We start from the raw sequence: 11,730 nt of genomic DNA, 5'->3' as shown, positions 1-11,730 counted from the left end.
CCTGGCCAGGGTGATGTGGCGATACAGCCAGGGTGGTGGCTGACCTGCTAGTCGTCCAGCCTGGACTCCTGCTTCGCGGTCCAGGAGCCTTCCTCGACGGCCCATCGGGCGCCCATGAAGTGGATCAGCTGGTCGAGCGTGAATTCGGGACAGGAGTCGCCGCACGGGCGCCCTGCGGGTATGGCGGTGCAGTGGGGGTCCGCCCTCACCGCCCCCTGTCCCAGAGGTGGCTGTCCATCGGGTGGCCCCCGCGCTGCGAAGTACGGCGCGTAGTGCACGTTCGCGTGTACCGACCGGTGCACATTCGCGCGAACGCCGACAAGTGGGCAGGACGCGCAACGAAGCCCACCTTGCCCCATCCCGTTCCTTACTGCTGCTCGGTGTTGCGCCGGTTGGCGATCGTTTCGGTGGAGATCGCTCCGGCCCCAGCCCCGGACGCTGTCGCGTCCGCCCGCGAACGCGCTGCCGCCGGTGAAGGCCCCTTCGCCTGTGCGCTCGAGCAGCTTGCCGCCGAAGGCATCGACCTGGCCACGCTCGACTCCGTACGCCGCTGTGCAGGCCAGCCACGGTCTCGGCGATCAGGATGCCGCGCACCACCCCCGGCGCCGCTTGATGCCGCCCAAGCACGACCCCTGGCGCTTCCCCGTCGTCCTCCACGACGTTGCCGAGCAGCAGATCGACACCATGACCGACACCGAACGCGAGGTCCTCGACCCGAAGACCGTCCGTCTCCATGCCTCCGCAGGAACGCGGACAACCTGCGCGCTGTGAACGGAGCAACAGTCCCAGAGCCGGGCCGCCCGGTGGTCTCGCCCCGTTCTGCGTCCAGGCCGGCCGCAGCACGACCGCCGGCAGTCGGGTCTGCCTCGTCGACGAATGTCAGGGCGCGTCGAACAGGGTGGGGAAGCGGGGGGCGAGCCAGGGTTTGCGGCCCCAGGCGAGGACACCTCCGCGTGCCATGGCCTGCCAGGGACCGAGCCGTCCCAGCGCGATGAGGAGAAAGGCAACCGGCTCGGTGAGGATCGTGCAGTCCGAACCCTCCGGCGGGTCGGCAAGTACCTGAACCGCGCCGTCGGTGAAGGAGACACCGAAAGCCGGACCGCCCCGCATGCGCAAGGTGAAGCGGGCGGTCAGCGTGGAGGCGACGGCGATGCGTGGCATCGCCGTCTTCAGGAAGGGCAGGCACAACGCGACCCGCGCCTCATTGATCATGTGCGGCCGACGCAGCCCGCGGGCGAGATCGTAACCATGGCCCAGCATGTGGGTCAGCAGGTAGGCGGCGAGAACGTCCTGGTCCATCGGACCGAGCGGGGTCAGCAGCGTCCGCCGCGCACTCCCCTCTGCACAGGCTCTTCCCACCGCATCCAGGAACGCATCGGTCTCCTGCACCAGCATCGCTGCCAGCGGCTCCGCCCCGCGCTCCGGAAAGTCGGCGAGACTTTGCGCGTTGGCCGCCGCGATGCTTTGCGGCGTGCCGTCCCCGTACGGGCGCTCCCTACCGGCAGCGAGATCAGCCATCAGGCCATTGGCGAGGGCCAGGTGAGCGGCCGTCTCACCGACGGTCCAGTCCAGCCCCGGCACCGGGCGGCTCATGTCCGCCGCGCCGTCCAGGAGCGCGGCGATGGCACCGGCGGTCTCCCGTATCGCCTGCCCGAGCCCTGCCGGCAAGGCGTCCCTGACACCCGTCTTTGTTTCCCGCTCCACGCCGGCGCTCCCTCGCATTCAGCTGATCGCACACCCTCGTAGCGTGGTACAGAACCAGACTCACCGGTCCGGAACAAGAGGCTTGGGCACCGGGATCACAGACCCCTCATGCGCGCCGTCGCTGTGCGGCGCGGTCTGAGTCACCACCTCCCCAGCGGCCTGTGCGGCACCTGACCGGGCCCGCGCACGGGCCCGTTCGGAGCATCGAGGGCGCGCCACATCCTCGTGCGGGGTGGAGCGTCGTAGCGTCCCCCGCATGACCGCAAGCACACCGCACCAGCCTGCTTCCCTCACTCGCCGCGCGGCCCTGACGGGGCTCGCCGCAGGAGCGGGCGCGCTCGCCGTCGGGAGCACCGCCCGTACCGCGGCCGCCGCGCCCGTTGCGCCTTCCGTGGCGTCCGATCCGACACCGGGAGCGATGCAGCTCTTCGCCGATCCCGGCTTCAACTTCGCCGGGTTGCTCGCGCTGGGAGCCGCAGGCATGCGCGCCTCCGAGGTCGGCGAGGTGCTGACCGCGGTCAACGCCATCAACGCGGCGGGGCTCTCCGAGCAGACCTACACCGACACCTTCCGGTCCTGGGGCGACCAGCTCTCCGCTCCCCCGGCCATGGGCCGGGACGGCCGCGGGACGCCGTCGCAGACCCGCCGTTTCCGCTCGCTGCGCGCGGCCCAGTACTACGCCCAGGCGCTGTTCTACGTCCTGGGCACCGACCAGCCCGGCGACGAGGAGGCGGTCTACGAGGCGGGACGCAGGGCCTGGGACACCTTCGCCCGGCTCTGCACGCCCGCCGCCGTCACCGCCCGGGTCCCGTGGGCCGGGACCCGGCTGCCGCTGTGGTTCTTCCGCCCGGACGGCCCCGCCGAGCGGCGCCCCACCGTCATCCTCACCAACGGCAGTGACGGGCAGAACGTGGACATGTGGACCTACGGCGTGTCCGCAGCCCTCGACCGCGGCTGGAACGCACTCGTCTACGACGGCCCCGGACAGGGGCAGTTGCTGTTCGTCGAGGAGATCCCTTTCACCACCCGCTGGGAGACGGTGGTCGCCCCGATCGTCGACTGGCTGCTGCGGCGCGAGGACGTCGACGGCCGGCGGATCGCCCTCACCGGCCTCAGCATGGGCGGCAACCTCGCCCCGCGCGCCGCCGCCTTCGAACACCGGCTCGCCGCCTGTGTGGCGATGCCCGGATGCCTCAGCCCCTGGCTCGGATTCGACGAGGCGCTGCGTGACATCGTCACACCCGACAAGGAGGAGACCAACCGGGTCTGGAACGAGGACGTCGTCCCGGAGCTGACCCCGCAGGAGGCCTTCACGGTCAAGAAGCGCTTCGAGATCTTCGATCGCAAGGCGCTGCGCCAGGCGCGCCGGGGCAAGGTCCTCACCGACCTCTGGACACCGGCGCAGGTGGCCATGGGCCTCGACATCACCGGGATCGTCGGCAGGATCAAGGCCCCGACGCTCGTACTGGACTACGACTTCGAGCAGTTCTACCCGGGCCAGCCGCGGGAGATGTACGACCTGCTGCGCACGCGGCGCGACTACGTGAAACTGACGAAGGCCACCGGAGCGCAGTTGCACTGCTCCCCGATGGCCCCTCAGCAGCACTGCGACGTCGTTTTCGACTGGCTCGCCGACGTGCTCCGGCGCTGACAGCTCGGGTTGTGCGCCCCTGAGAGATCATCTCGAGGGCAGGCCGCGCGCTTGAACGCGGGTGGGATTGCGGGGGGCCTTGCCACATGATGTCGCCATGACGAGTCCTGCCGCTTTCCGGGCAGACCGACCAGATTCAAGCTGTCTGTTTGCTCTGCGGTCCGCCGCAGACCGCCACGGGTGCTTCGGCTAGGACCTGTCCGGCCGATCATGCTGCTCGTTAGGATGCTCGTGTGGCGAAGACGAGCGTGAGCAACGAGACGGACAGCTTGCTCTGCCTGTGGGTGGAGCCGTGGGGAACTGATCACTGGATGCGTCCGGGCGAGGAGTTCACCGTCGTGACGGAGTCGGAGCCCGAGGACTCACCGTTCAACGTCATCGTCCACAGTCAGGGCATCACGGTGTGGGTGAACTCTGCGCACGATTCCGAGGTCTTCGACAAGGCCGGCAATCCGGCACCGTCCGGGCACCAGCGTCCCAGCGACGCCGGCTTCTGAAGATCCACTCCGGCTCAGGTGCGGCGCCAGATGAGGAGGGCTGCTGCGCTGGGATTCGCAGCCTTTTCCGTCTACGGAAGGACGCCGCCCGCGAATCACCTGCGGAGAGCGGGCAGAGGCCCGGAGAACAGTGGCGAGATGGACCCACCTGATTTCGGTGCTGATTCCTGGGCGGCGGCACCCGCGCATGTGAGGGCGTGACCTTCTGCGATGTCCGCGGCTCGATGTTGCGGGTCCTCGACCCGGAGCGAGTCCAGTGGCGCCGCGGTTTCCGAGGAGCAACGCCTCCCGTGAGGCCAGCCCGGTGTGCACGCGGATCCGGGAGTGATCGTCGGCCGGCTCCGTCACCACCGCTCCGTCACCACCGCTTCGTCACCACCGCTTCGTCGACCTCGGCCGCGTAGGGCGAGGCCGCAAGGAGTTCCGGGAAGAGGCCGGGCGCCTGCGGGTGAAGCGCACAGCAGGCGTGCGCGGGGGGCTCGCGCGGTCCGCGCGCGCCCGCCGTTCAGGTGGTTCCCGACGCCCGCCATCGGCATATGCACACGGCACGGGAATGTCCCCGGCATAGCGAAAGCCACTCCGAGGGGATCTTCACCATGGCGCTGGTGGTCAGTTTCGTCGGGACGGATCCGATCCCGCAGTCGGGCGCGGGCAGCTCGTACCGGATCTGGCAGTACAAGGTCGACGGCACGGGGTCGGAGATCCCGAACGGCCTGCGCATGGCCTTGGCGCTGCCGGCCAACGTCCAGGTGGTGGACCCGAGCCTGTACGCGGGCGTCAGCACGCTGAACGGCTCCTTCCTGTGGGACGACCCGGCGTCGGGCCTCCGCTTCGTGGGGCGTACGGCGACCTCGCCCGGCAGCCTCACGATCTCCTTCGTGGCTCCGGCCCGTACCTCCACCGGCGAGATGGCGCTCTTCAAGTCGGCGTCCGGCGCGGGCTGGACGGCCGCGCCGTTCGCCACGGTCTCCGGCGGCACGGCGGGCCCGGCGCAGACCATGGTCATGCCGGCCCCAGGGGCGCCCGCGTACACCGGTCAGCCCGTGTACGACTTCGCGGGCACCCTTCCGTACGCCAGTGAGCTCCTCGGGGTGTACCAGCCGCTGGTGGGCTGGCTCGGCGCCCAGTCCTCGATGTCGGCCGCCGCCGCGAACCCGGACTCGGCGTACGCGCGCCTGGTCCCGGACACCTTCCGCGGGGACGCCGCGCGGAGCCTGGGCCACGAGGCCTTGGCCGCGCTCGCCGGGCGGTTCGCGGCGCAGGCGGCGGGCGGGCTCTCGCCGGTCGGACTGGTCAACCTCTTCCGGGAGTACTTCTTCGAGTTCGACACCTTCCTCGGCGTACCGGCGGGGCACATCTGGGTCAGCCCCGGCGGCTCGGTGGAGGTGGTCGAGACGAGCACGCGCCGCACGCTCGTCGAGAAGACGGCCGAGGTCTCGGAGGAGGTCACCCGCAAGACGGAGGAGAGCCTGACGGAGCAGGACGACGTCGCGGATGCGGTCAAGGAGGAGAACGCGAGCGACACGAAGCTGGGCGTCAGCGCCACGGGCGGGGTGAACGCGAAGATCTACCACGCCGACGCCAGCCTGAGCTTCAGCACGCAGAACACCGCCAAACGCGGCTCGGAGGCCACGCACAAGCAGACGCGCACGCAGACCGCCAAGGCGAGCAGCGAGATCAAACGGAACTTCAAGACCACCTTCAAGACGGTGACCGAGTCGACGGACACATCGAGCCGGCGGTACTTCCTGCAGAACAACACCACCGACCTCGTCAACTACGAGATGCGGCGCAAGATGCGCAAGGTCGGCGTGCAGCTCCAGCACGTGGGCACGCGGCTCTGCTGGCAGGTGTACCTCGGTGACCCGGGCGTCGACCTGGGGCTCGGGGACATGGTCCACGTGGTCGAGGCGCCCGACCTGACCGCCGTACCCAGGCCGGAGAAGTTGCCCGACCTGGAGGACAAGCTGATCCCCTTCCACTTCGACATCCCCTTCCTCCACAACGACGGACCGGACGACGAGGGCGAGCTCACGTACACCCCGAACCCCACCGTCCCCTGCCGCGGCATCAACACCACGACCGTCGGGGTCGACGACACGGTGCAGTTCTGCTTCACCAAGCCGCTGCCCCCACCCCCGGCGGACTACGAGCTCACGGGCATCGCCTCGATCGAACGGCACGGCGCCCGGGTGGAGTTCGCCCCCTTCGACTCCCCCGACCTGCTGCCCAACCCGGACACGACCACCACCCCGCACGAGCTCAAACTGCGGCTGACGTACGCGAACTGGCAGGGCAAGCCCTCCCTGCCCTTCGACGCGATGCTCACGTACAAGCCCACGGCCGCGGCGGTCGCCAAGCGCAAGCAGGCCAACGACGACGCGGAGGCCGCCTACCGCAAGCAGGTGGAGCGGCTCCAGCACGAGGCGTACGGCAAGGCGGTGCGCGAGCGGCTGCGGCTGGTCAGCCAGATGCGCTCCCGGCCCTCGGAGGACCTGCGCAGCGAGGAACGCCGGTGGGTGTTCCGCAATCTGATCCGGAAGCTGCAGAACAGCGGGCACTATCCGGCGCCGCCCTCGGCCGGAGTGCCCGCGAGCCTGCCGTACGTGGAGGCGGAGCAGATCCAGCGGTTCTTCGACGTGGACGAGATGCTGTACTTCGTGGCCCCCGACTTCTGGCGGCCGGGGCCGCTGGACCCCCCGCCCGTCACCCGGGGCAGCGTCGGCAGGTATCCCGTACCGCCGGCGGAGGAGTCGGCCCCGGCGCCGGGCACCGTGGCCCTGCCGCTGGCCGGGCAGACGGTGGCGGGCTGGTACTCCCGCGCCGACGAGTACAAGGCGGCGGGCGGGCAGATCCCGCCGGCGTCCGAGTACCGGGTGGACTACCTGATCACCGAGCAGACCGATCCGGCGCCGCTGGGCAGCTCCCTGGGCTGGCTGATCCAGATCGACGCCGACCCGCGGCGCAACGAGTTCCTCAACGCGGCCTGGGTGAAGGCCGTCATGCCCGTCCGGCCGGGGCAGGAGGCCGCCGCGCTGGCCTGGCTGAAGGGGGTCGAGGGCGAGGCCGGGCTGGATGTCCCGTACACCCTCCAGGACGGGGACCCGGGCTCGTTCGGGGGGAAGAAGGTGGGCGAGGTGCTGGCCATGGTCGCGCAGGAGCTCAAGGAGTCGAACTCCGACCACCACAAGACGGCGGCCTCGGAGAAGGTGTTCGAGAGCGGTTTCGACCCGCTGGAGGGCGGGTTCCGGCCCGCCGAGCTGTACCAGGTCTTCGACCAGTGGGTGGAGGTGCTGCCGACCGACCAGGTGGCGGCCGTGGCCGTGCGCTACGACCCCAAGACCGGCCAGCAGCTCTGACGTGCGCGTCACGGTCAACGTCAGCGACGTCAACGGCGCCTCGCTGCACGGCGCGCACGTAACCCTCGTCTTCACGGCCCCGGGGCCGCTGCCGACGAGCCTCACCGTACGGCCGGGCCAGGCGGCTGACATCACGCTCGCGCGGGACGAGATCGAGGTCACGGTCGTGATGGACGGGTTCGCGGCCGAACGCTTCGTGTTCGGGAGCGGGGGCGGCGGCTCGGGCTGGCTGTCGTCCAACCCTGCGGGGCAGGCCTTCCTGCTGGGCCCCGAACTCCATGTGAACACGGTGATCGGCACGGTCCGCCTGGCACCGACCGTGGCCGCGGACCCGAACCGGCCCCTGCCGGACAATCCGGGGGCCGCACTGGTCGACGACGTGGGCGAACCCGACTGGATCTACCGCGGGGCCCGGCACAACCGGGAGACGATCCACCGCCTCGACGAACCGGTCTTCGGCGACCTCACCGCCATGGAGTGGCAGCGCTTCAAGCACTCCGTGATCCCCGTCGACCTGGCCAGCCGCGGCCGGTTCGTGCTCCTCGAGTACGGGGCCCAGCCCCGGACGGCCCCGGGCAGCGGGGGCGGCGGGACAGCAGGCGGTGGGACAGGAGGCGGTGGGACAGGAGGCGGTGGGGGCGGGGGCGCGCGGCTGCCGCGGTTCCTCACCGGCGCCTGGGTACCGTACGCGCCTCTCGGCCCGGCCCCGGAGGTGGTCGTCTTCTACTCCCCGCCGACCTTCCCCGACCGCGGCTACCCGCCGGACTCGTACCCCTTCCTGGGCGCCTACCCGTACGCCGTCACCTCGCCCCAGTCCCCGAAAAGCGCGGAACAGCCGTACGTCGGCATCCTCGTCAACTATCTCCTGGTCGGCTACAAGATCGTCTACCAGATGCTGGCGGCCGGCCGGAACCCGGTGGTCATCATGCCCAGCCAGCCCAGCACCGACTGGGGCCCGCTGGACACCCAGCCCGGCCTGGCCCGCCTGATCAAGGAGGTGCTCCGCTTCCTGTACGCGCGCCAGCTCGTGGCCGCCCACAGCGCGCCGCAGGTGAAACTCCGCCTGCTGAACGGCCGTACGCACCTGTTCCCCTGGGACGGGCCGCGGGGCTCCGGGCGGCTGCCGGGGCGGTTCACGGCCACCGTCTCCGGCTTCAGCGCCGGGATCAACGCGGTGGTGAAGCTGTGTACCGCCGACCGGCTGGACGAGAAGCGCTACCCGCCGGAGCTCTTCCATGCACCCGCCGCGCAACTGACGGGCAACTGGCGAGAGTTGTGGGACATCGACGGTGTGGACAGCCAGGGCCGGCAGCACATGGTCACTGCCTTCCGCAGCTGGCTCGCCGGGCCCGGCGCGGACCGGCGCAGCCTGCGCGCGTACCACTCCCAGGACACGTACTCCGGCCCGGAGAACGGCCTCGTCCCACACGACCGCGTGGTCCGAAAGCCCTCCGCGCCCGTGAAGGGCGTGTACGTGGAGGAGGGCAACACGGACGACGGGCGCGTGACGTGGGTGCACTTCTCCAACCCGGCGCTGCTGGGCGACGTGAAGGCCCCCGGCCACCAGAAGACCATCCCGGAATTCGGCACCCTCGACGCGCACCACATGGTCCCGGCCATCGCCTTCGGACACGCGGCCCAGTTCCCGCTGCGCTGACTGCCAGGCGGATCGCCACCTCCGCCAGCTGCCTGCAGGAGGCACGCTGCCGCAGCACGCTCTGCCGGGCGGCGGCACGGCCGTCGTCCTTCAACACGATGAGGAAATGGACCTTCACGTGGTCGATACGGGAGGCGCCGCCCGGAATCAGGCCCTGGTGAGGACTGTCCAGGTGGCGAACGGCCGGTTGTAAGGTGTCCGCCATGCCCTGCGTACTCGTGGTCGAAGACGACCCCAGCATCCGTGCCTCGCTGATGGAGATCCTCGCGGAGCACGGCCATGCGGTGCGCAGCACGGGCGATGGGTTCGGCGCGCTGCGCGAGGTCGCGCAGGGTTCGGTGGACGCGGTGGTGCTGGACCTCGGCCTGCCCGATCTCGACGGCGGCGACGCGCTCCGCATGATCCGCGGGATTTCGAACGTGCCCGTGGTGGTCGCGACCGCCCGCGACGACGAGAGCGAGATCGTCAAGCTCCTGAACGCGGGCGCCGACGACTACCTCGTCAAGCCGTTCTCCGGGGCGCAGCTCCTGGCCCGGCTCTCGGCGGTGCTGCGGCGCACCGCGGTCCCCGCCGCGCTCGCCGGGCAGGCCCCACCAGCCGATCCCTCGAGTCCGGTGACGGTCGGTGAGCTGACCGTGGATCCGCCGGCGCGTTCGGCCTATCTGGCGGGGCGTGAACTGGTCCTCACGCGCCGGGAGTTCGACCTGCTGGCCTTTCTCGCCCGGCACGCCGGGACGGTGGTGTCCCGGCACCGGCTGCTCGCAGAGGTCTGGCAGGAGGCCTACATCGAGGACCAGACCATCGACGTGCACGTGTCGGCGCTGCGCCGCAAGCTCGGCGAGCGGGCCTCGGCACCGCGCTATCTGCGCACCGTTCGCGGGGTGGGCATCAAGCTGGTGGCGCCGCACTGAGAAGGGGCTCAGGAGGGAGTGCCGAAGTCCTGGGTCCACCAGGGGCCTCCGTCGGTGCTGACGCCGACGCCGATCTCGGTGAAGCCGCAGTTGAGGATGTTGGCCCGGTGGCCGGGGCTGTGCATCCAGGCGTCCATGACGGCAGCCGCGTCGGCCTGTCCCTTGGCTATGTTCTCGCCGGACCGTGACCAGGTGTATCCGGCCGCCTCGATGCGGTCCTGCGGCTGGGAGCCGTCGGTTCCCGTGTGGGAGAAGTTGCCGGTGGCGGCCATGTCGTCGGTGTAGTCCTGGGCCGCCTCGGTGAGGTCCGCGTCGACCGTCAGGGCCTTGCAGCCCGCCGCGGCGCGTTCGACGTTCACGAGGCGTACGACCTCCTCGGCCTCGCCGCCGCCCGCCGGGCGCGGGCCGCTGTCGGGCTGTGTCGCCGGCGTCTTCGCGGTGGCCGGGGGCGCGGGCCTGGGCTTCCGCGTGCCCTGGGACGCGGAAGGCCCAGCCGCCCTGGCGGTGGCTGAGGGCGGTGGGGTGGCCGAGGAGGTCGTCGGCGGGTTGGAGAGGGTCGTCAGGGTGTGCGGGGCGGCCGACGGGGACGTCGGTGCGGCCGGCGATGCGGTGGTCGGCGACCCGGTGGTCGGCGCCGGGCCGGGCGGGTCGCCGCCCATGGCGAGGGATTCGGCCTTGTCGTGCGCGGAGCCGGCGAGTTCGGCGCCTGCCAGGCCGGCAGCGGCGACGGCCAGGATACTGAGGCCCGCCACGGCGGCTGTGACGCGCGGGCGACGCGGGGCGCGGTGTCCGCGACGTCCGTGGGCGGCTCGGGAGCTCATCTCGGTCTTCCTCCAAGGGGTTCGGGTCCGGGGGGTACGGGCGGGGTGATGGGGGCCACGGGCCAGGCCCGGCGGGGCGCGGCGGCGCGGAGCGGCCGTCCCTGTCGGCGCAGCCGGGTTCGTGTGGCGAAGAGGGGCCACCGGTTGCCGTGACGGGAGCGTAGGCGTGCCGGAGCTGCAAAGGCGCGGTCTGAGGGATGCGCTCAGGAGGACCTAAGCATCGGCTCAGGTTCGGGCCCGGCCTGCGTGGCGGACCGCGGGGCGATCTGCGGGGCGATCCGTACGGCGGTCTGCGTGAGGTCCGACCGCGGGGCGATCTGCGGGGCGGACCTTACGTCGGTCTGCGGGCGAGCGACGCCGGCCGCCCCGGTCACGTCCGCCACCTTCCCGTACGCCTCGGGGCGGAGGCGGGTCCGCGAGCTCGACCGGTCGCGGCCGGCCCGAACGGGGCGCGTGCTCCTCTCCGTGAGCGAGGGCGGGGTGGGTGGTGCGGTGGGCGTCGGCCACACTGATGCGGTGCCACGCCTCCTGCGCTATCTCCTCATATGGCTGTCGTGCACCGCGGCCAGCGTCACCGCGGTGATGCTCACGGTGTACTTCGTCATCGGCCTGACCCGACCGACCCCGCCCGCCGCGCGGTCGGTCCAGGCGGTGTACCCCTCTCCGTCCGTCCTCGTCGGGGTGCCGGCCTCATCCGTCGCGACAACGCCGAAGGCGCCCACCCCCACGCCCGCGTCCCCCTCTTCACCGCCGCCGACCACCCGTACGCCCTCGCCGTCGCCCTCGGTCACGCGGGCGCCCGTCACGTCCACGCCCCGGCCGTCGGCTTCGAAGTGCAGCGGCGGTCCCGGGTTGCACACGGTTCCCTCCGAGGGGGGCAAGGTCACCGTCCAGTACGGCCGCGACAGCGTGTGCTTCGTCTCGGCCGTTCCCGATCCGGGGTTCCGCACGAGCACCGCTCAGAGCGATCCCGGCACGCTGGTGGTCGTCTTCACCAGCGACGACCACCGTTCGCAGATCACGGCGACCGTCGTGCCGACGGCGAAGGCCAGCGTGCGCGAGACCCGGTTGTGAGTGCTCGGGCAGACGCCTCGGACGGCCGGAGAACCCCTGGTGGAAGGCTCGCGGTC

General features: G+C 71.3%; 11 protein-coding genes. 7 read left to right on the top strand and 4 right to left on the bottom strand.

From position 1 onward, the window contains the following. Nucleotides 1-47: 47 nt before the first annotated feature. The gene (locus tag ACFVGW_RS10500; protein WP_385851645.1) at nucleotides 48-209 is read right to left on the bottom strand and encodes a hypothetical protein; all 162 of its coding nucleotides are present in this window, start codon (nucleotides 207-209) and stop codon (nucleotides 48-50) included. Between the two features lie 403 nt (nucleotides 210-612). Between ACFVGW_RS10500 and ACFVGW_RS10495 the strand changes: the two genes are divergently transcribed. Continuing rightward, the gene (locus ACFVGW_RS10495) at nucleotides 613-771 is read left to right on the top strand and encodes a hypothetical protein (protein WP_385851644.1); all 159 of its coding nucleotides are present in this window, start codon (nucleotides 613-615) and stop codon (nucleotides 769-771) included. 108 nt (nucleotides 772-879) lie between these two features. Here ACFVGW_RS10495 and ACFVGW_RS10490 read toward each other — a convergent pair whose 3' ends face one another. After that, nucleotides 880-1,704 carry a maleylpyruvate isomerase family mycothiol-dependent enzyme gene (locus tag ACFVGW_RS10490; protein ID WP_385851643.1) on the bottom strand — a complete coding sequence of 275 codons (825 nt, stop codon included), beginning with the start codon at nucleotides 1,702-1,704 and terminating at the stop codon, nucleotides 880-882. A gap of 256 nt (nucleotides 1,705-1,960) precedes the next feature. Between ACFVGW_RS10490 and ACFVGW_RS10485 the strand changes: the two genes are divergently transcribed. From ACFVGW_RS10485 to ACFVGW_RS10465, 5 genes are all read left to right on the top strand, one after another. Continuing rightward, nucleotides 1,961-3,355 carry an alpha/beta hydrolase family protein gene (locus ACFVGW_RS10485; protein ID WP_385851642.1) on the top strand — a complete coding sequence of 465 codons (1,395 nt, stop codon included), beginning with the start codon at nucleotides 1,961-1,963 and terminating at the stop codon, nucleotides 3,353-3,355. Between the two features lie 233 nt (nucleotides 3,356-3,588). After that, a complete protein-coding gene (locus tag ACFVGW_RS10480; RefSeq protein WP_385851641.1) occupies nucleotides 3,589-3,852 on the top strand; it encodes a hypothetical protein in 264 nt (87 codons plus the stop codon). 605 nt (nucleotides 3,853-4,457) lie between these two features. Continuing rightward, a complete protein-coding gene (locus ACFVGW_RS10475) occupies nucleotides 4,458-7,211 on the top strand; it encodes a hypothetical protein (RefSeq protein WP_385851640.1) in 2,754 nt (917 codons plus the stop codon). Between the two features lies 1 nt (nucleotide 7,212). After that, a complete protein-coding gene (locus tag ACFVGW_RS10470) occupies nucleotides 7,213-8,868 on the top strand; it encodes a hypothetical protein (RefSeq protein WP_385851639.1) in 1,656 nt (551 codons plus the stop codon). Nucleotides 8,869-9,071: 203 nt separating this feature from the next. Further along, entirely contained in the window at nucleotides 9,072-9,779 is a 708-nt protein-coding gene (locus tag ACFVGW_RS10465) for a response regulator transcription factor (protein ID WP_383291621.1), read from the top strand. Nucleotides 9,780-9,787: 8 nt separating this feature from the next. On the opposite strand, the gene ACFVGW_RS10460 is transcribed toward ACFVGW_RS10465, so the two are convergent. Together ACFVGW_RS10460 and ACFVGW_RS10455 are read right to left on the bottom strand one after the other, a co-directional pair. Then, entirely contained in the window at nucleotides 9,788-10,531 is a 744-nt protein-coding gene (locus ACFVGW_RS10460; RefSeq protein ID WP_385851638.1) for a CAP domain-containing protein, read from the bottom strand. A 602-nt stretch (nucleotides 10,532-11,133) separates the two neighbouring features. Continuing rightward, nucleotides 11,134-11,460 (bottom strand): hypothetical protein, encoded by a 327-nt coding sequence (locus ACFVGW_RS10455; RefSeq protein WP_385851637.1) that lies wholly within the window; start codon nucleotides 11,458-11,460, stop codon nucleotides 11,134-11,136. On the opposite strand from ACFVGW_RS10455, the gene ACFVGW_RS10450 reads away from it, so the two are divergent. Beyond that, nucleotides 11,453-11,674, top strand: a complete 222-nt coding sequence (locus ACFVGW_RS10450; protein WP_383224632.1) for a hypothetical protein — start codon at nucleotides 11,453-11,455, stop codon at nucleotides 11,672-11,674. The two genes, ACFVGW_RS10455 and ACFVGW_RS10450, sit on opposite strands and share 8 nt — an antisense overlap. Nucleotides 11,675-11,730: the final 56 nt, after the last annotated feature.

The sequence above is a fragment of the Streptomyces sp. NPDC127129 genome (assembly GCF_042671585.1).
Classification (GTDB): Bacteria; Actinomycetota; Actinomycetes; order Streptomycetales; family Streptomycetaceae; genus Streptomyces.
The sequence above is the reverse complement of the archived record's forward strand: the minus strand, read 5'-3'. Positions and strand labels throughout refer to the sequence as shown.